Origin of the sequence: Niallia sp. NCCP-28, assembly GCF_023168165.1 — a bacterium.
Classification (GTDB): Bacteria; Bacillota; Bacilli; order Bacillales; family Cytobacillaceae; genus Niallia.
Window position 1 is genome coordinate 74,799 of the sequence record NZ_BQYJ01000003.1, and the last position, 18,962, is coordinate 93,760.

Here is an 18,962-nt window from a genome sequence, read left to right on the forward strand (position 1 = left end):
AGGTTATGTTAAGCCATATTTTGCATAGAATAATTTTTAACAAAACTTGATCAAAGAAACAATTAGGAGGAATGTCATGAGTGTTGCGACAGAGCAAATAAAAAAGTTTCAGGGTTTTAATTTACATACTGTTAAAACCGATAAATTTAAAACAAATAACATTGTGATTAAATGGAAAACTCCATTAGAAAAAGAAAGTGCTACAAAACGTGCTCTTTTGCCATATATTCTGCAAAATAGCTCCAAAAAATACCATACAACAACTGCCTTGCGTTCCTATTTAGAAGAGTTGTATGGAGCTACTTTTTTTGTGGATTTATCCAAAAAAGGGGAATATCATATTGTTTCCTTTTCATTGGAAATAGCCAATGAGAAATTTTTATCTGATCCTAATCCATTATTAAAAAAAGGCCTGGAATTTTTAGCGGAAATTATTTTTCATCCGAATGCATCTGATCAAGCTTTTGATGAACACACGCTCGAAAATGAAAAACGGGCATTAAAACAAAGAATTCAGTCTGTATATGATGATAAAATGCGCTATTCTAATTTTCGTTTAATTCAGGAAATGTGCAAAGAGGAAGCCTATTCTATTAGCGTCAATGGGGAAAAAGAGGAAGTAGATGCCATTACAGCAAAAGATTTATATGCCTATTATGAAAAAGCATTAAATGAAGACCAAATCGATGTTTATATTGTCGGCGATTTGGAAGTGGAGGAGGTAGCTGGTTATGCTGAAACACTTTTTCCTTTTAAAGAAAGAAAAATCAAAACAATAGATCGAAAAACGGCTCACGCAGTAGAAAAAGACAAGGAAATTAGAGAAGTGCAAGATATTAAACAAGGCAAGCTAAATATTGGCTACCGCACAAATGTCGTGTACGGGGATGAGGATTATTATGCTCTTCAAGTGTTTAACGGTATATATGGAGGATTTTCTCATTCCAAACTATTCCTTAATGTCAGAGAAAAAGAAAGCCTTGCCTATTACGCAGCAAGCCGTGTTGAAAGCCATAAGGGACTGCTCCTTGTTATGTCTGGAATTGATCAGCAAAATTATCAAAAGGCCGTTTCCATCATTAATGAGCAATTAAATTTAATGAAAAAAGGCGAATTTACGGAAGAAGAAATCATGCAGACAAAAGCAGTTATCCATAATCAAATGCTTGAAACATTAGATACTCCAAGAGGAATGATTGAAGTGTTCTATCATAATGCTGTAAGTGGGACAGATGTAGAAATGTCTGAATGGCTGCAAAGAATCAGCAAAGTATCAAAAGAAGAAGTGCAAGAAGTGGCTGGAAAAATCGAATTAGATACGGTGTACTTCTTAACAGGATCGGAGGGGAATGCATAATGGAGAAAATTTATTTTGAACAGCTGCAAGAAGATCTTTATTTTGAACAGCTGGACAACGGATTAAAAGTATATGTTTTGCCAAAAAAAGGATTTAATAAAACGTTTTGTACATTTACTACAAACTACGGGTCGATTGATAATACATTTATCCCATTAGATGGCACTGAATATACAAAAGTTCCAGATGGGATCGCCCATTTCCTAGAGCATAAACTATTTGAAAAAGAAGATGGCGATGTGTTTCAAAACTTCAGCAAACAAGGAGCATCGGCAAATGCCTTTACTTCTTTTACAAGAACGGCTTATCTTTTTTCCAGCACATCAAATGTAGAACATAATTTAGAAACTTTAATTGATTTTGTGCAAGATCCTTATTTTACGGAAAAAACAGTGGAAAAAGAAAAAGGAATTATTGGCCAAGAAATAACAATGTATGATGATAATCCAGATTGGCGCTTGTATTTTGGGCTGATTCAAAATATGTATAAAAATCATCCTGTTAAAATTGATATTGCCGGAACGATTGAATCGATTTCCCATATAACAAAGGATATGCTGTATGAGTGCTATCATACGTTTTATCATCCAAGCAATATGCTTCTATTTATTGTTGGTCCGGTTGATCCGAAAGAATATATGGAGAAAATAAAAGCAAATCAAGGGAAAAAAGAATATCGAAATAAAAGTGAAATACAGCGCAAGTTTGAAGAAGAACCAAAAGAAGTTCATAAGAAAAAACAAGTGCTGAAAATGAATGTGCATGGGTCTAAATGTTTAGTGGGCATAAAAGCAGTGGATGTAAAGCAGACTGGTGCTGACATGCTGAAAAATGAGCTGTCAATTAACATCCTGTTGGATCTTTTATTCAGCAATAGCTCAGAAAATTATCAAACATTATTTTCATCTGGGCTAATTGATGATACCTTCTCTTATGATTATACACAAGAACAAGGATTTGGCTTTGCGATGATTGGTGGAGATACAAGTGATCCTGACAGATTAGCGGAATCGGTTAAAGAAATGTTGAAAAGTGCATTAACAGCTGAATTCAAAAGCGATACATTAGAGCGGACAAAAAAGAAAAAAATCGGTGCTTTTTTGCGTGCTGTCAACTCTCCTGAATATATTGCCAATCAGTTTACAAGATATTCTTTTAATGACATGAACCTTTTTGATGTAGTTCCAACAATTGAGCAAATTTCAGTAGAAGATATAGAAAAGGCTGCCAACCGCTTAATTGAAGAAGAGCGGATTACAGTATGTCAAGTTGTACCGAAAGCATAAAAATCTTAATCCACCAATTAAATGAGAGATAAGAGTTTTTAGGAGAGGCACAATGAGAAAATCATTGTGTCTGTTCCTTTATGGGGATTATCAGATAATTATTAGAAATGGAGCGGGGCTGTTGGAGAAATATATATTAATAACAGGAGCGACTGGAGGAATCGGCAGAGCGGTTGCTAATTTATTGGCGAGTAAGGGCTATTCTTTATATTTGCATTATAATCAAAATGAACAAGCAATGAGAACATTATTGAAAGAACTGCAGCCTTTTGGAAAAGATTATTTGCCTATTCAATGTGACCTAGGAAAAAAGGGAGAGTATAAAAACCTTATAAACTCTATTTTTTCTATTGATGGAATCGTTCATACTAGCGGAATCAGTCATTATGGATTGTTTGCAGATGTACAAGATGAAACGGTAGAGAGTCTTTGGGATATTCATGTTTCTTCTATTATGTATATTTCAAGAGATCTTCTGCCGAAAATGCTTTCCAAACAAGAAGGGAACATTATTGTTATTTCGTCCATTTGGGGACAGATCGGTGCAAGCATGGAAGTTGCTTATTCTACGGTTAAGGGAGCACAAATTGCTTTTGTTAAAGCATTAAGCAAAGAGTTGGCATTTAATGGAATAAGGGTAAATGGAGTTGCGCCAGGAGCTGTCGATACTAATATGATGGCAAACTTTACACAAGAGGAAAAAAATTTTATTCAAGATGAGATACCGATGGGAAGGATGGCGCAGCCAGAGGAAATAGCAGAAAGTGTGCTGTTTTTGCTTTCTGAAAAATCGTCTTATATGACAGGACAAATCTTGTCATTAAATGGAGGATGGTCTGTTTAGCTGGTTCCCTTTTTTGCCATTAAACTGTATGTATATTTTGCTTGGCATCTATCCAAAATAACTACGTAATACACTTTAAGTGAAGGGAATGAGTATCCGTATGTCTATTTTAGAATCTTGGGATCAATGGAAAGATTTTTTGGCAGACCGTTTGCATCATGCACAAAATGAAGGCATGAATAAAGAAGTAATTGGAGATCTTGCTTTCCAAATTGGCGATTACTTATCCAATCAAGTACAGCCAAAAAATGAACAAGAAAAAATCTTAGCTGATTTATGGTCTGTAGCATCGCAAGAAGAGCAGCATGCAATTGCTAATATGATGGTGAAACTTGTTCAAAATAACGGCAATAACTAAATAATTTATCTAAAAAGGCGGCAAGAAGGTTTTAATGGCATAACCATGCAGGAAACGAACAGTAGTTATGGTTGTATGGATGCACATTTAACCCAAATGCCTCCTTTTTTTATTCCTTCTAAATGATGTATGATAATAAAAATACTTTTTTCTGTTTTCCTCCTTGTTTTTCCTTTCATCTTTTGCGTCTTTCCTTTATTATAGATAGAGTGATAAAAAGGAAATGTAAGTGAAATCTATTTGTTTGCAGGAGGATTCTTTTGGAAAAAAAAGAATGGTATCTAGAATATGAAATTCAAAAAAACCGACCTGGCTTATTAGGAGATATTTCCTCTTTACTTGGAATGCTTTCCATTAATATTGTGACCATAAATGGAGTAGATGATGGAAAAAGAGGATTATTGATAAGAGCAAACTCAGATGAACAAATTAAAAGACTCGAATCAATTTTATATACAATGGACACAATAAAGCTTATAAAGCTTCGAGTTCCTAATTTAAGAGATCGCTTAGCAGTACGCCATGGCCGATACATACAAAGAGATGCAGATGATAAAAAAACATTTCGCTTTGTGCGACATGAATTAGGGCTATTGGTTGATTTTATGACTGAATTATATAAACTAGAGGGTCACCGTTTGATTGGCATTAGAGGTATGCCTCGTGTTGGCAAAACAGAATCGATTATTGCGGCAAGCGTTTCTGCAAATAAAAGATGGCTATTAGTCAGTTCTACTTTATTAAAGCAGACGATTCGGAGTTCCTTGATTCAAGATGAATACAATGAAAACAGTCTTTTTATTATTGACGGCATTGTTTCCTCTAAACAAATGAATGAAAAACACTGGCAGTTAATTAGAGAAATTATGCGGATTCCGGCAGTGAAAGTAGTCGAGCATCCAGATGCCTTTATACAAAGCACGGAATATACGCTTGAAGACTTTGATTATATTATTGAATTAAGGCATGAGCCTGATGAAGAAATTATTTATGAGGTTCATAAAAGGAATGCACTCCTTTTAGGAAGTGAATTTGAAGGTTTTGATTTTTAGTACGTTGGAAGGTGTTCTAAATGAGTGAATTAGGCAATCGGTTAAAAGAGGCAAGAACAGCAAAGGGATTAAGTTTAGAAGAATTGCAAGAAATAACAAAAATCCAAACGCGCTACTTGATAGGAATTGAAGAAGGCAATTATAGCCTCATGCCTGGAAGCTTTTATGCGCGCGCATTTATTAAGCAATATGCAGAAGCGGTGGATCTATCGCCAGAAGAGCTATTTGAAGAGTATAAAGGAGAAATCCCGGCATCTTTAAATGATGATATTCCAGAAAAACTGTCCAGAGTAACGACGAAAAAGGCAATGGAAAAAGGAAACTCTAAATTTTGGGATATTCTGCCGACTATTTTTATCAGCATTCTTGTTGTCGGCATTATTTTTTTAGTGTGGTATTTCTTTTTTGTAAAAGGATCGGAAACGGACACAACTTCAAATAATAACGAAAAAAATTCTGCTGTGTATGAAGAGTCAGATAAATTAAAAGAAGCAGAGACAGAAGAGAAAAACGAAGCTGCAAAAGAAGAAAAAAATGCTAAAGAAGAAACAGCGGCAAAAGAGGAAGAAAAAGAAGAAACGCCAAAACAAGAAATTTCTGTTGAAAGCAAACAAGGGAAAAATACTGTTTATGAAGTCAAAAATGCGGAACAATTTAAGTTGAAATTAGTTTCAACTGGAGAAACTTGGGTGAATATCAAAAATGGAAAAGGGTATTCCTTCTTCCAGGGGATACTAAAAAAAGGAGAAACAGACTCTAAAACGGTAGATTTATCGAAAGAAGAGGAAGCTGTTCTTGTGATTGGAAATTCAACCGCAACAGACATATATGTAAACGATGAAAAAATTGATTATGCCGTATCCCCATCTAAATATGTGAGACAAGATATTACAATCCGCTACAATAAGGAGAAAGAATAGTCATCATATGATGGCTATTTTTCGCTTTTTTCTTGCTTTATAGGGTATAATACTAATGATTTTATATGGGAATTGCTGATAATTATGTTTCTGAATGTGTATGTAGATAAATAATAGGATGCAATTGTTTAAAGTTTAACAAATCGGAGGAATAGCAAAAATGAATTTACCAAACAAAATAACGATTTCAAGGATTTTATTAATCCCCGTCTTTTTAATTATTTTACTCGTTGATTTTTCTTGGGGCGAGATGACGCTGCTTGGTGTTACATTGCCAACTGCACATTTTATTGGTGCGCTTATTTTTATTTTAGCATCGACAACAGACTGGATTGATGGCTATTATGCAAGAAAATATAATCTTGTGACAGATTTAGGGAAATTTTTAGACCCTCTTGCCGATAAATTATTGGTTTCTGCTGCTTTAATTGTATTAGTTGATTTTGGACTAGCTCCTGCATGGATTACAATAGCAATTATTGCAAGAGAATTTGCTGTTACCGGTCTTCGATTAGTGCTTGCGGGAGGCGGAGAAGTTGTGGCAGCAAATATGCTGGGGAAAATTAAAACATGGGCTCAAATCGTGGCTATTTCTGCCTTGCTTTTACATAATATGATTTTTGAATTAATATCTCTTCCTCTTGATGATATTGCATTATGGGTAGCTTTAATTTTTACTGTTTGGTCTGGCTGGGATTATTTTGCAAAAAACAAACAAGTTTTTGTTTCATCTAAATAGTTTTGTGCTATAAATTAAATAAGAAAGCTGTAAAAATGGAAAGAATGATTAAGTTTTGTTGCTTATTTCTGTTTTTATAAGCTAAAGAAAAAGAACGGGAAGTTATTTTAACCGTTCTTTTCTATTTAGAAGACGTATTCATTGCGAAAAGTTTTGAAAATGAGTACTGTAAATATATACAAAAAACAGTATGCATTTGAGGAAGGGGAACAAAATATGAACGCAGAAATCATCGCAGTTGGATCAGAATTATTGCTTGGACAAATTGCTAATACAAATGCCCAATTTATTTCCAAACAATTGGCTGAATTAGGGGTAAATGTTTTTTATCATACAGCAGTAGGCGATAATGCAAGTCGCTTAGAACAGGTGATAAAAATTGCAGAAAGCCGTTCTGATTTGCTTATTTTTACAGGTGGACTTGGCCCAACAAAGGACGATTTGACGAAAGAAACCATTGCAAAACATATGGGGCTGGAACTCATTTTTGATAAAGAGGCTTTAGAGTCGATTAAAGAGTATTTTGTCAAAACAAATAGAGCAATGACGGAAAATAATAAAAAGCAAGCCCTTGTCCTAGATGGCTGCAAAGTGCTGAAGAATAATCACGGCATGGCGCCAGGGATGTTTTTAGCCAAAAACAATTGCCATTATATGCTTCTGCCAGGGCCTCCTAGTGAAATGCAGCCAATGTTTGCAACATATGGAATTAGTGCGCTGCAGGAGAAATTAATGAATAAAGAAGTCATTCTTTCACGGGTTCTTCGCTTTTTTGGCATTGGAGAATCACTGCTGGAAACAAAAATTGAAGACTTGATTGATGCACAAGCTAATCCAACGATTGCACCGCTCGCAGGAGATGGGGAAGTAACCTTGCGCATTACAAGCAAAACAGATTCTATGGAAACAGCAGAAAAGCTGATTCAAGAAACTGAGCAGAAAATATTGGAGCGTGTCGGAGAGTATTTTTATGGTTATGATGATACAACACTTGTGCAAGAACTTGTGAAAAAATTGCAGGAACAAGAACTTACGGTGGCAGCAGCAGAAAGCTTGACGGGAGGGATGTTCCAACAAGAACTGACTTCGATTGCGGGGGCAGGGAGCGTTTTTAAGGGTGGTGTCGTTTGTTATACAAATGAAGTGAAACGCGATATTCTGTCTGTCAAGGAAAGCACCATCAAAGAGATGGGAGTTGTCAGTGAGCAATGTGCAAAAGAACTTGCAGAAAATGTGCAGAAGCTAGTAAACTCTGATATTGGCATCAGCTTTACAGGTGTAGCAGGACCAGATGACTTAGAAGGCCATCCTGCCGGGACGGTTTATTTAGGAATTGCAGTAAAAGGTAAAGCTACAATAGTGGAAAAATTGATGCTCGCAGGCACAAGACAAGGCAATAGAAAAAGAACTGTTCGATATGGCCAGTATTTTATCTTAAAAGCATTGGAAGCATAAAATACTTTTCTTTCTATTGCTGGTATTGTTTTCTTTGTTATCGTAAAAAAACTGGAAATAAAAAAAACGAATGAATGTTCTCCTTTTTACTCGACAAATGGACACAAACAGAGTATATTTAGTATATATTCATGAACAGCAAATGAATCTAGTTGCTTTTAATAGAATGTGATTCATTTTTATATATTAAAGGAGGAATCTTTTTGAGTGATCGTCAAGCTGCGCTAGAAATGGCGCTAAAGCAAATTGAAAAGCAATTCGGTAAAGGTAGTATTATGAAGCTAGGAGAACAGACTGATAAAGTCGTTTCTACTATCCCTAGCGGATCATTGGCTCTAGATGCAGCACTTGGTGTTGGCGGATATCCAAGAGGCCGTATTATTGAAATATATGGTCCAGAAAGTTCTGGTAAAACCACAGTTGCTCTTCATGCGATTGCAGAAGTGCAAGCAACAGGTGGACAAGCTGCATTTATCGATGCTGAGCATGCCTTGGATCCAGTTTATGCACAAAAATTGGGGGTTAATATCGATGAATTATTGCTTTCCCAACCAGATACGGGAGAACAAGCTTTAGAAATTGCGGAAGCATTAGTAAGAAGTGGCGCTGTTGATATTCTTGTTATTGACTCTGTTGCAGCACTTGTGCCAAAAGCGGAGATTGAAGGCGAAATGGGAGATTCTCATGTTGGGTTACAAGCGCGCCTAATGTCACAAGCATTGCGTAAACTTTCTGGTGCTATCAATAAATCAAAAACCATCGCAATCTTTATTAACCAAATTCGTGAAAAAGTTGGAGTCATGTTCGGAAACCCTGAAACAACACCTGGAGGACGTGCACTTAAGTTTTATTCAACTGTCCGTTTAGAAGTTCGCCGTGCTGAAACATTAAAGCAAGGAACGGAGATGGTTGGAAATAAAACGAAAATTAAAGTGGTGAAAAACAAAGTAGCACCTCCATTTAGAGTAGCAGAAGTAGATATTATGTACGGTGAAGGCATCTCTAAAGAAGGCGAAACGATTGATTTAGGTTCTGAATTGGATATTGTACAAAAAAGCGGATCTTGGTATTCCTATAATGACGAAAGACTAGGGCAAGGCCGTGAAAATGCAAAACAATTTCTAAAAGAAAATAAAGAACTCCGCAACGAGATTCAATTGAAAATTCGTGAGCATTACGGATTGGATAAAGAAGTAACCCTAAAAAATACAGAGGATGATCAAGATCAAGATGCATTTGAATTGATTGACTAAATAAGAGTAGAACTATCTTTACTGAACAGTCGGAACGAGAATATTAGCTCCTTCCGATTGTTTTTTTTATTTTTTGTGAAAGCGATTTATGATTAAGTTGACCGCCAGTAAAGAAAAAAGGGATTAAATAGATATACATATGTTGAAAGTTAAATATCAACAATCAACAATAAATTTATTTTTATAAAAAATAGGGCAAAACCTCCCAACTCAAGCTCTTGACAATGAATTGGCACAACTATACAATTATATTGTATATTTTACATTTTTATGAGTATGGAAACTTTAAAAACTTGACGGCTCAATAGTACGTTTATGTAGAAAAGCCTACTAAAAGCCAATACTTTTAAAATCGTAACAAACACAAGTTCATAGCAAGAGGAGGTGAAAATGATGGATACAACAATAATCCTCATCTCCATTTTGCTTGGCCTAATCGTCATTGCCGTTGTTGGCTTTGTTGTATATTTTATTCGAAAATCCAATGCTAATGCAAAAATCAATAGTGCAACAATTACTGCTGATCAAATTGTTGAAAATGCCAAACGAGAAGCAGAAGCATTGAAAAAAGAAGCTTTGTTAGAAGCAAAGGATGAGATTCACAAGCTTCGTATTGAAGCAGAACAAGAAGTTCGTGATCGAAGAAATGAACTACAAAAACAAGAAAATCGTTTATTGCAAAAAGAAGAGATCCTTGATCGTAAAGGGGAAACGTTAGATAAACGTGAAACAATTTTAGAAAAGAGGGACGATTCTCTTAATAAAAGACAACAGCATATAGAAGAGATGGAAAGCAAAGTGGACGAGATGGTTCGTAAACAGCAGACTGAACTAGAGCGCATTTCTGGATTAACTCGAGAAGAGGCAAAATCCATCATTTTAGAGCGTACAGAGCAAGAAGTAGCTCATGATATCGCAGTAATGATTAAAGAAAGTGACACTAGAGCGAAAGAAGAAGCAGATAAAAAGGCAAAAGAAGTTTTGTCGCTTGCTATCCAGCGGTGTGCGGCTGACCACGTGGCAGAAACTACAGTTTCTGTTGTAAACTTGCCTAATGATGAGATGAAAGGTCGTATCATTGGTAGAGAAGGCCGTAATATCCGTACACTTGAAACATTAACTGGAATTGACTTGATTATTGATGATACACCAGAAGCGGTTATTCTGTCTGGATTTGATCCGATTAGAAGAGAAACAGCTCGACTTGCCTTAGATAAGCTTGTTCAAGATGGAAGAATTCATCCTGCACGCATTGAAGAAATGGTAGATAAAGCTCGTCGCGAGGTAGATGAACATATTCGTGAGATTGGGGAGCAAACTACTTTTGAAGTTGGTGTTCATGCACTGCATCCAGATTTAATCAAAATTCTTGGCCGTTTGAAATTCCGTACTAGTTATGGACAGAATGTTCTAAAACATAGTATTGAAGTGGCTCAATTGTCTGGGATTTTAGCTGCAGAGCTAGGAGAAGATGAAACACTTGCACGCAGAGCAGGACTTCTTCATGATATTGGGAAAGCAATTGACCATGAAGTGGAAGGAAGTCATGTAGAAATAGGTGTAGAGCTTGCTACAAAATATAAGGAACATCCTGTTGTCATCAATAGTATTGCATCCCATCACGGCGATACGGAACCAACTTCTATTATAGCTGTATTAGTAGCTGCTGCTGATGCACTTTCTGCAGCAAGACCAGGAGCGCGAAGAGAAACATTAGAAAATTATATTCGCCGTCTGGAGAAATTAGAAGAAATTTCCGAATCTTATGATGGTGTTGAAAAATCCTTTGCTATTCAAGCAGGCCGTGAAATCCGCATTATGGTGAAACCAGATCTTATAGATGATTTGGAATCCCATCGATTAGCAAGAGATATACGTAAAAAAATCGAAGAAGAACTAGATTATCCGGGACATATTAAAGTAACGGTAATTAGGGAAACAAGAGCTGTTGAATACGCAAAATAAAAACGGTGCATTTGCACCGTTTTTATTTTGAGCGAGCTTGACTTTTGTTATACATTGATAGTCAACTGCACAAAAGAAAGGAATGTAGTTATGCATATTTTATTTATCGGTGATGTTGTCGGCTCTATGGGAAGAGATATGATTAAAGAGTATGTCCCAAAATTAAAAGAAAAATATCGTCCGCAAATGACCATTATCAATGGCGAAAATGCTGCTGGAGGAAAAGGCATTACAGAAAAGATTTACCGCAGTTTTTTAGAAGTGGGAGCACAAGCAGTAACACTAGGAAATCATACATGGGATAATCGGGAAATCTTTCAATTTATCGATAATGCCAAATATTTAGTAAGGCCAGCCAATTTTCCAGAAAACAATCCTGGAAAAGGAATGGTATTTGTGAAAATTAATGATATTGAAGTCGCTGTAATTAATCTACAAGGCAGAACCTTTATGAATCCAAGTGATGATCCTTTTGTTAAAGCAGATGAATTGGTAGCAGAAGCAAAAAAGAGAACAGATATTATTTTTGTTGATTTTCATGGGGAAGCGACAAGTGAAAAGCAGGCAATAGCTTGGTATTTAGATGGAAAAGTAACAGCGGTTGTTGGAACACATACCCATGTGCAAACAGCGGATAACCGCATTTTGCCTAATGGTACAGCTTTTATGGCGGATGTTGGCATGACAGGACCTTATGATGGCATATTAGGAATGGAAAGAGAAGCTGTTTTAAATAGATTTTTAACTAATTTACCGACTCGCTTTGAGCCGCCAAAAACAGGCAGAACACAACTTAGTGGCTGCATTATTGAAGTAGACAAAAAAACAGGTAAAGCAAAAAAAATCGATCGTATTTTAATTAACGAAGACCATCCCTTTTATTCATAATAAAAAGGCATAAATCGCTGAACTAAACAGTGAGTCGAGACTTTTGAAATCAATATTCTTCCTTACATGAAAAATGGGAAGATGGCATTTCAAAAGTCTCCTTTTTTATCTATTCTTCAATAAAAACTGATCGTATTTAAGATTATTTACGAAATTTTTATGTCCAAGCTGGAATATGTGTTTTAAAAGTGGAATATAGTAACAATGGAATGATATATATTCCTGATATGGTCTCGCTAAAAAGTGAGTCATGCGGGGGGGTTAAACAAGGAGGAGCTAGAAATGGAGATATTAAAAGTTTCGGCAAAGTCTAGTCCCAATTCTGTAGCTGGTGCGCTTGCTGGTGTTCTGCGAGAAAGAGGTGGAGCAGAAATCCAAGCTATTGGTGCAGGTGCATTAAATCAGGCGGTAAAAGCAGTAGCCATCGCAAGAGGATTTGTAGCACCTAGCGGGGTGGATTTAATTTGTATCCCAGCCTTCACCGATATTGTCATTGACGGGGAAGAAAGAACAGCCATCAAGCTTATTGTGGAACCTAGATAAGTATGGCAAAATGATAAAAATGAGAGATTAAATAAACGAAGAATATGTTATCATTTTTGAAAATTTTTCTTTAATCTGCTCAAAAAGATGGAGAAATGGACCTGTGAAGCAAAGAGCTTTGCAGGTTCTTTTTTCGAAAATAGATTGATATAATGAGAAAAAGACAGCATATTAAATATAGGAGATGGTTGTTCTGGACTTTTTTGATGGACATTGTGATGTATTATATAAAATGTTTCTAGACAAAAGCATTGCTTTTTATGATAGTAATAAACTGCAAGTTACCTTAAAAGGTTTGGAACAAAGCGGCAGCAAAATTCAGTCATTTGCGATTTATATACCAGAATCTGTTCATCCAGACATGCGTTTTCAAGCAGCACTTGCCATGGTAGAGATTTTTGATGAAAAAATCCTGAACAGATATCCAAACATAAAACTAATTCGATCACAATTGGATATAAAAAATTTAGAAGAAGATGAGATTGGGGCAATTTTAACATTAGAAGGCTGTGATGCAATTGGCAATGATTTATTAAAGCTAAAAGCATTGCTGAAATCAGGAGTAACGGCAGTAGGTCTTACATGGAACTATGCCAATGCAGTTGCCGACGGTGCTTTAGAGCCAAGGGGAGCTGGACTTTCTTTATTTGGAAGGGAAGTTGTAAAACAATTAAACGAACGGATGATCTGGTGCGATGTTTCTCACCTTTCAGAACAAGGATTTTGGGATACAATCGATCTTGCTCAATATCCATACGCCTCCCACTCCAACAGCTATACACTTTGTCCGCATCCTCGCAATTTAAGAGATGATCAAATAAAAGCATTGATTGAAATGAATAGTGTAATAGGAATAACATTTGTCCCAGAGTTTTTAAATGGTACTCAAACGAGCACGATTACAGATGTTTTGCGCCATCTAGATTTTATTTGTTCTCTTGGAGGAGAGCATCATGTGGGATTTGGCTCTGACTTTGACGGCATTACACATACTGTTAAAGATTTGCATTCTATCAATGATTATCCCCATTTAATAGAAGAGTTAATAAAATATTATAGTGCTAGCCAAGTGGAGAGATTTTTATATCAAAATATGGTGCGAAGATTTCCAGCTCGATAGTTTTTTTGTTATGCTCAAGCATAGGTCAAAGAGAAAAAGGTTGGTTTATTTTTGAACAATCAATAGTGTAATTTAATAGATTATCCCTTTTAAAGACCTAGCTATTGTTTTACAATGCTGAAACCCTTATACTATTATAATGTAAAAGTTTATGCAACGAGGAATAAATGATAGTTTAAAATGAAATGATGCTTATGGAGGGTGAATAGAATCATCCATAAGAGAGGAGTAATAGAATATGAATGAAAAACAACGTTTAGAAAGCCAGCAAGTAGATACAGCTAATTCTTCGGACAAAAAATCCGTCAAGGATTACAGCAAATATTTTGAAACAGTTTATCAAGCACCATCTTTAAAAGATGCAAAAAAACGAGGCAAAGAAGAAATTCAATATGATAAAGGTTTTTCTATTGCAGAACAATTCCGTGGCATGGGCGAAGGACGCAAATTCTATATTCGCACATATGGCTGTCAAATGAATGAACATGATACAGAAGTAATGGCAGGAATTTTCTTAGCATTAGGCTATGAGCCGACAGATACAGTAAATGATGCAAATGTTATTTTATTAAATACATGTGCGATCCGCGAAAATGCGGAAAATAAAGTATTTGGTGAATTAGGCCATTTAAAACATTTAAAAACAGAAAGACCAGATTTATTAATTGGTGTCTGCGGCTGTATGTCCCAAGAAGAATCAGTTGTCAATAAAATTTTAAAAACATACAACCAAGTAGATATGATTTTTGGTACACATAATATCCACCGTCTGCCAAATATTCTTCAAGAAGCGTATATGTCCAAAGAAATGGTTGTAGAAGTATGGTCTAAAGAAGGAGACGTTATTGAAAACCTTCCAAAAGTCCGCAATGGAAAAATCAAAGCATGGGTTAATATTATGTATGGCTGTGATAAATTCTGTACGTATTGCATCGTTCCATATACAAGAGGAAAAGAGCGAAGCAGACGTCCAGAAGACATTATTCAAGAAGTTCGCCAATTGGCAGCGCAAGGCTATAAAGAAATTACGCTTCTTGGACAAAACGTAAATGCATACGGAAAAGACTTTACTGATATCGATTACCGATTAGGTGACTTGATGGAAGAAATGCGCAAAATTGATATTCCGCGAGTTCGATTTACAACAAGCCATCCACGTGACTTTGACGATCATTTAATTGAAGTATTAGGCCATGGCGGGAATTTAGTGGAACATATTCATTTGCCAGTACAATCCGGTTCAACAGATGTATTAAAAATTATGGCACGCAAATACACAAGAGAACACTATTTAGAATTGGTTCGCAAAATGAAAGCAACGATTCCGAACTTAACATTAACAACAGATATTATCGTTGGATATCCAAATGAAACGGACGAGCAATTTGAAGAAACAATGTCTTTATATAAAGAAGTAGGTTTTGAAGCTGCTTATACATTTATTTACTCACCACGTGAAGGTACACCTGCAGCGAAAATGCAGGACAATGTACCAATGGAAGTGAAAAAAGAGCGTCTGCAACGACTGAATGCCCTTGTTAATGAAATGAGTGCAAATGCAATGAAGAGCTATCAAGATCAGATTGTGGAAGTGCTAGTAGAAGGGGAAAGCAAAAATAACCCAGATGTACTTGCAGGCTATACTCGCAAAAATAAACTAGTAAACTTTGTTGGACCAAAATCTTCCATTGGCCACTTAGTAAAAGTGAAAATTACGGATGCAAAAACATGGTCATTAAAGGGAGAAATGCTGGAAGTTATTGAGACTGTTGAGACAAACTAATGGCTAAGTTCACTCGGGAAGAAATTATCCGTCGCACAGAAGAACTTGCCAAAATGATTGCAGAAACAGAAGAAGTGGAGTTTTACAAACGGGCCGAGCAGCAAATTAACAATAATAAAACAGTGAATGAAAAAATTGCCCAAATTAAAAAGCTGCAAAAACAGGCTGTTAATCTGCAGCATTATGGAAAATATGCTGCTTTAAAAGATGCAGAAACTAAAATCAACCAACTTCAGCAAGAGATTGATGAACTGCCGATTGTGGATGAGTTTAAACAATCACAAAACGAAGTAAATGATATTTTGCAAATGGTAACAAAAACAATTGCTGCAAATGTTGCAAACAAATTAGAAGAAAAAACGCGCAAAAATTAACTTTTGTTATTTAGGAAAGCTAGTTGATGATAGTGTGGAAAAATTCAAACTGAAAATGTTCAGGCTAATCGAAAAGGCTTTTCGATTAGCCTGAACTAACTTTTGGTTTTTAGGAAATCACTTTTTATTATTTAAAATATTTACCGCCTGCAAAAAAGCTTGGCGGTATTCTTTTTGTTCTTTCATCGCTGTTTGCAAAGTTGAAAGAAGGGACTTATTTAAAAGTTTTGTTTCTCTATCTTTATGATCTCCATTGTTTATCGTTTGCAGAAGGAATGTATAAACAAGAAAAAGCGTTGAATAATTGTCTACATATGTTAAGCTGACAGCGCTTCCTCCATTTCCCCCTTCTGCATGTGTATTAACAGAAGGTCCTCCTGAGTCTAAGATTTTATCAATTAATTCTTCTGGCACACCTAGGCTTTGTAATTTTTCCGCTGTTAACCCAATCGTTTTTTCTTCTTTTTTCATATACTCCTCTCCTTTCTATGTATAATATGGAGAAAAAAGCAATTTGTCCCCTCCAAATAAAAATCTGGAGGGGACAATTGCTATCTGTTGAAAAGATTTATTTTTATTAAGCTTCGTTAGTTTGTGAAGGAGTGTTTTCATTATAAGAAACAGCTGTAGCATCACCAGCACTATTAGCATTTACAAGGATACCACCAACAAAGAAGTTTAATAAGTTAACACCTACAGCAGCACCACCAGCAGCACCAGCAGCAGTGAATTGGTTAGCAAGGTTACCATTACCTTGAGTAGCGTTAGTGAATGCACGTAATTCTGTAGTGCTGTTTTCTACATCAGAGTTAGAAGGTCTTGTTGAAGAAGAACAACGATTAGACAACATAAAATTCACCTCCTTTCAAGTTATCTAGGAATTTATATTCCTTATTTCTTTATAAAGTTGGAAAGATTCAGGGTAAATAGAGATTTACCATTCACATTTATTTGGAAATTGCCATCATCTGTTGACGCATCAATGACAGGTAGTTTTTCTTTCCATTCATTTAGTTTTTCTTGATTCAGCATGTCTTTTACAGAATCTATATTTATATTAGTTGGAATCACTTTATCTTTAATCGCGTTTACCCCTTTGTTTGCTACATTGCTTGTTACATCTTTGCCTAATTTTTTTAGTAAATCACCCATTTCAGACGACATTTTGCTTAAAAATTCTTGTGCGTGTTTTGCTCCTTCTTCACCAGAAACTTCTTTTCCATTTACATTAAATTTAAAATCTAATTGATCTTTTATATTAAAATTTCCTGCCAACTCCCTCACCCCCTTACCGTATAGTACAGTATATAGAATATAGACCAAGCTGTATCCGCGAATGTATTGATACAAACGCATATTTTTTTGCTTGTCAGTTTTTTTAGAAATTAACTAGGCTAAAGCTGATGATTGTTTTTTGTATCTTGATGATTGGAGTGGAATGCTGTGGGACTTCTGCTTTGAAAAGCGAGACAGACTTTGAGCATGAAGAAGTAGGGGATTTGGCCTCGCTTAGCAGAATGTGAACGCCAAGCTGCAATCAACCGCCAAGTTAACAGATTTGAAAAATCAAAAAACTTTTTAAAAGTAGAAAGAAAAAATAAGCCGTTATATTAGACTAGAAAAATAATCGATACTAAGAACACTTGCCCGTGCTTTTCATACAATGAAGTAGGCTTAAGAATTATAAAGAAGCTTAAGAAAAACATCGCACACTAGTCTCCTATCACGCATAGGATGAAATGAAAATGAATGAGGAGGTTTCGCTCGAAAATGGGAGAATATAGAGAGATTATTACAAAGGCAGTCGTTGCGAAAGGACGGAAGTTTACAAAGTCTCACCATACGATCTGCCCTGATCACAGTCCGTCAAGCATACTAGGCTGCTGGATTATCAACCATACCTATGAAGCAGCGAAGGTTGGCAAAAAAGTAGAAATAACAGGTTACTACGATATTAATGTTTGGTATTCTTATGATGATAATACAAGAACAGAAGTAGTAACAGAACGAGTTGAGTATTGTGATGTGGTGAAATTAAAATATCGTGATCCTGACTGCTTAGAAGATCATGATGTAATCGCGCGTGTACTTCAACAGCCAAATTGTATCGAAGCAGTAATTTCGCCAAATGGCAATAAAATTATTGTTCATGTAGAAAGAGAATTTATCGTAGAAGTAATTGGAGAAACAACGATTTGTGTAGAAGTATGTACAGAACATTGTGCAAACGATGATGATGACTGGTGCGATGATAATGAAGTGGAAGATGAAGAATTTGAAGATTTAAATCCAGATTTTATTGTTGGATGTGAAGAGGAATAAGAACTAGGGGTTGTCCTTAGTTCTTTTTTCTTCACACTGTTGATTTTTGGTTCATTCGTAAAAATTATTATTTTCCATGAATGAACCAAAAAATTGTTTTATCGACAATATTTATCAACGGAATTTTTATTAATGAAACTAATAGCCAGCAATAAAACAGGAATTAATTAGCGTTCGCAGGCGATGCCGTCTTTGTCGCGGTCTCTTGCTTTATTTTTATTGTATAAATCTTTAGATACATATGGTTTATAGTGCGTTTTGCCGCCTTTATTTTTGGTTGTTTTTGATTTGGCTACGCCGCCTTTATAGTCTTTATTTAAGGCTTTGCAATTCGGGTATGCTTTTATTTTTGTTTTTGCTTCTGCATTGTCTGTATGAAGAAAAGACAATCCTGAAATAAGTGATAATGACAATGCTGCAGATAAAATGCGTTTCATATGCTATTCCCCTTTAATTAACTTTTTTTACAAAAAATAGTATAAATTAATAATTGGAAAAAGACTAGTAGTTTTTTACATTAATAATATGGAAATTGTTTCTAGACTGTTTTCTATATCAATAAAAAAATTCCTGGATAGTGAATAAAATAAGTGATTGGAAACGGCTTGCTCATAAAAGTCTGATTGATTTACCGAACAATCCATCGGAATGGAGAATTCCCCCACTGATTGAAATCGCACTTTATGTTATAATAGATAGATGA

The 18,962-nt window shown here is 35.5% G+C and carries 20 protein-coding genes; 16 read left to right on the top strand and 4 right to left on the bottom strand.

Going from position 1 to position 18,962, the window contains the following annotated elements; translation table 11 throughout:
• The first annotated feature begins 76 nt into the window (after positions 1–76).
• The 15 genes from yfmF to NCCP28_RS09680 all read left to right on the top strand — a co-directional run bounded on the left by yfmF (position 77) and on the right by NCCP28_RS09680 (position 15,937).
• The gene (gene yfmF / locus NCCP28_RS09610) at positions 77–1,357 is read left to right on the top strand and encodes an EF-P 5-aminopentanol modification-associated protein YfmF (RefSeq protein WP_248561204.1); all 1,281 of its coding nucleotides are present in this window, start codon (positions 77–79) and stop codon (positions 1,355–1,357) included.
• Entirely contained in the window at positions 1,357–2,643 is a 1,287-nt protein-coding gene (gene yfmH / locus NCCP28_RS09615; RefSeq protein ID WP_248561205.1) for an EF-P 5-aminopentanol modification-associated protein YfmH, read from the top strand. Before yfmF ends, yfmH begins: the two co-directional genes overlap by 1 nt.
• 121 nt (positions 2,644–2,764) lie before the next feature.
• Complete coding sequence (gene ymfI, locus NCCP28_RS09620; RefSeq protein WP_248561760.1) at positions 2,765–3,487, top strand: elongation factor P 5-aminopentanone reductase; 723 nt, start codon at positions 2,765–2,767, stop codon at positions 3,485–3,487.
• 100 nt (positions 3,488–3,587) lie between these two features.
• A complete protein-coding gene (locus NCCP28_RS09625) occupies positions 3,588–3,845 on the top strand; it encodes a DUF3243 domain-containing protein (RefSeq protein WP_248561206.1) in 258 nt (85 codons plus the stop codon).
• 260 nt (positions 3,846–4,105) lie between these two features.
• Entirely contained in the window at positions 4,106–4,897 is a 792-nt protein-coding gene (locus tag NCCP28_RS09630; protein WP_248561207.1) for a DUF3388 domain-containing protein, read from the top strand.
• Between the two features lie 20 nt (positions 4,898–4,917).
• Entirely contained in the window at positions 4,918–5,817 is a 900-nt protein-coding gene (locus NCCP28_RS09635) for a helix-turn-helix domain-containing protein (RefSeq protein ID WP_248561208.1), read from the top strand.
• A gap of 160 nt (positions 5,818–5,977) precedes the next feature.
• The gene (gene pgsA / locus NCCP28_RS09640) at positions 5,978–6,556 is read left to right on the top strand and encodes a CDP-diacylglycerol--glycerol-3-phosphate 3-phosphatidyltransferase (protein ID WP_248561209.1); all 579 of its coding nucleotides are present in this window, start codon (positions 5,978–5,980) and stop codon (positions 6,554–6,556) included.
• Between the two features lie 216 nt (positions 6,557–6,772).
• On the top strand, positions 6,773–8,011 hold the full coding sequence (locus NCCP28_RS09645) for a competence/damage-inducible protein A (RefSeq protein ID WP_248561210.1): 1,239 nt from the start codon (positions 6,773–6,775) through the stop codon (positions 8,009–8,011).
• 203 nt (positions 8,012–8,214) lie between these two features.
• Complete coding sequence (gene recA, locus NCCP28_RS09650) at positions 8,215–9,264, top strand: recombinase RecA (RefSeq protein WP_282579545.1); 1,050 nt, start codon at positions 8,215–8,217, stop codon at positions 9,262–9,264.
• A gap of 393 nt (positions 9,265–9,657) precedes the next feature.
• The gene (rny, locus tag NCCP28_RS09655; protein WP_248561762.1) at positions 9,658–11,229 is read left to right on the top strand and encodes a ribonuclease Y; all 1,572 of its coding nucleotides are present in this window, start codon (positions 9,658–9,660) and stop codon (positions 11,227–11,229) included.
• 90 nt (positions 11,230–11,319) lie between these two features.
• Positions 11,320–12,117: a TIGR00282 family metallophosphoesterase gene (locus NCCP28_RS09660; RefSeq protein ID WP_248561211.1), complete on the top strand. Its 798-nt coding sequence runs from the start codon at positions 11,320–11,322 to the stop codon at positions 12,115–12,117.
• Between the two features lie 282 nt (positions 12,118–12,399).
• Positions 12,400–12,660 (top strand): stage V sporulation protein SpoVS, encoded by a 261-nt coding sequence (gene spoVS, locus NCCP28_RS09665; RefSeq protein ID WP_016201204.1) that lies wholly within the window; start codon positions 12,400–12,402, stop codon positions 12,658–12,660.
• Between the two features lie 184 nt (positions 12,661–12,844).
• Positions 12,845–13,780 carry a dipeptidase gene (locus tag NCCP28_RS09670; protein ID WP_282579546.1) on the top strand — a complete coding sequence of 312 codons (936 nt, stop codon included), beginning with the start codon at positions 12,845–12,847 and terminating at the stop codon, positions 13,778–13,780.
• A gap of 238 nt (positions 13,781–14,018) precedes the next feature.
• Positions 14,019–15,563 (top strand): tRNA (N6-isopentenyl adenosine(37)-C2)-methylthiotransferase MiaB, encoded by a 1,545-nt coding sequence (gene miaB / locus NCCP28_RS09675; protein ID WP_248561213.1) that lies wholly within the window; start codon positions 14,019–14,021, stop codon positions 15,561–15,563.
• A complete protein-coding gene (locus tag NCCP28_RS09680; protein WP_248561214.1) occupies positions 15,563–15,937 on the top strand; it encodes a YlbF/YmcA family competence regulator in 375 nt (124 codons plus the stop codon). The genes miaB and NCCP28_RS09680 overlap by 1 nt, the downstream gene beginning before the upstream one ends.
• Positions 15,938–16,054: 117 nt before the next feature.
• On the opposite strand, the gene NCCP28_RS09685 is transcribed toward NCCP28_RS09680, so the two are convergent.
• The 3 genes from NCCP28_RS09685 to NCCP28_RS09695 form a co-directional block, all read right to left on the bottom strand.
• Complete coding sequence (locus NCCP28_RS09685; RefSeq protein ID WP_248561215.1) at positions 16,055–16,408, bottom strand: hypothetical protein; 354 nt, start codon at positions 16,406–16,408, stop codon at positions 16,055–16,057.
• 106 nt (positions 16,409–16,514) lie between these two features.
• Positions 16,515–16,787 (bottom strand): hypothetical protein, encoded by a 273-nt coding sequence (locus NCCP28_RS09690; RefSeq protein WP_248561216.1) that lies wholly within the window; start codon positions 16,785–16,787, stop codon positions 16,515–16,517.
• A 41-nt stretch (positions 16,788–16,828) separates the two neighbouring features.
• Positions 16,829–17,212, bottom strand: a complete 384-nt coding sequence (locus NCCP28_RS09695) for a hypothetical protein (RefSeq protein WP_248561217.1) — start codon at positions 17,210–17,212, stop codon at positions 16,829–16,831.
• A 495-nt stretch (positions 17,213–17,707) separates the two neighbouring features.
• Here NCCP28_RS09695 and NCCP28_RS09700 point away from each other — a divergent pair, with 495 nt between their 5' ends.
• A complete protein-coding gene (locus NCCP28_RS09700) occupies positions 17,708–18,259 on the top strand; it encodes an outer spore coat protein CotE (RefSeq protein ID WP_248561218.1) in 552 nt (183 codons plus the stop codon).
• Positions 18,260–18,426: 167 nt separating this feature from the next.
• Here the strand turns inward: NCCP28_RS09700 and NCCP28_RS09705 are convergent, their stop codons facing one another.
• The gene (locus tag NCCP28_RS09705; RefSeq protein WP_248561219.1) at positions 18,427–18,696 is read right to left on the bottom strand and encodes an excalibur calcium-binding domain-containing protein; all 270 of its coding nucleotides are present in this window, start codon (positions 18,694–18,696) and stop codon (positions 18,427–18,429) included.
• Positions 18,697–18,962 lie beyond the last annotated feature (266 nt).

Bases quoted from the DNA above. Each gene is read 5' to 3' on its own strand.
- NCCP28_RS09685 (WP_248561215.1), bottom strand. From the start codon at position 16,408: ATGAAAAAAGAAGAAAAAACGATTGGGTTAACAGCGGAAAAATTACAA.
- NCCP28_RS09680 (WP_248561214.1), top strand. From the start codon at position 15,563: ATGGCTAAGTTCACTCGGGAAGAAATTATCCGTCGCACAGAAGAACTT.
- yfmF (WP_248561204.1), top strand. From the start codon at position 77: ATGAGTGTTGCGACAGAGCAAATAAAAAAGTTTCAGGGTTTTAATTTA.
- rny (WP_248561762.1), top strand. From the start codon at position 9,658: ATGGATACAACAATAATCCTCATCTCCATTTTGCTTGGCCTAATCGTC.
- NCCP28_RS09705 (WP_248561219.1), bottom strand. From the start codon at position 18,696: ATGAAACGCATTTTATCTGCAGCATTGTCATTATCACTTATTTCAGGA.
- miaB (WP_248561213.1), top strand. From the start codon at position 14,019: ATGAATGAAAAACAACGTTTAGAAAGCCAGCAAGTAGATACAGCTAAT.
- NCCP28_RS09700 (WP_248561218.1), top strand. From the start codon at position 17,708: ATGGGAGAATATAGAGAGATTATTACAAAGGCAGTCGTTGCGAAAGGA.
- NCCP28_RS09635 (WP_248561208.1), top strand. From the start codon at position 4,918: ATGAGTGAATTAGGCAATCGGTTAAAAGAGGCAAGAACAGCAAAGGGA.
- pgsA (WP_248561209.1), top strand. From the start codon at position 5,978: ATGAATTTACCAAACAAAATAACGATTTCAAGGATTTTATTAATCCCC.
- NCCP28_RS09645 (WP_248561210.1), top strand. From the start codon at position 6,773: ATGAACGCAGAAATCATCGCAGTTGGATCAGAATTATTGCTTGGACAA.
- yfmH (WP_248561205.1), top strand. From the start codon at position 1,357: ATGGAGAAAATTTATTTTGAACAGCTGCAAGAAGATCTTTATTTTGAA.
- spoVS (WP_016201204.1), top strand. From the start codon at position 12,400: ATGGAGATATTAAAAGTTTCGGCAAAGTCTAGTCCCAATTCTGTAGCT.
- NCCP28_RS09660 (WP_248561211.1), top strand. From the start codon at position 11,320: ATGCATATTTTATTTATCGGTGATGTTGTCGGCTCTATGGGAAGAGAT.
- NCCP28_RS09625 (WP_248561206.1), top strand. From the start codon at position 3,588: ATGTCTATTTTAGAATCTTGGGATCAATGGAAAGATTTTTTGGCAGAC.
- NCCP28_RS09670 (WP_282579546.1), top strand. From the start codon at position 12,845: ATGGTTGTTCTGGACTTTTTTGATGGACATTGTGATGTATTATATAAA.
- NCCP28_RS09690 (WP_248561216.1), bottom strand. From the start codon at position 16,787: ATGTTGTCTAATCGTTGTTCTTCTTCAACAAGACCTTCTAACTCTGAT.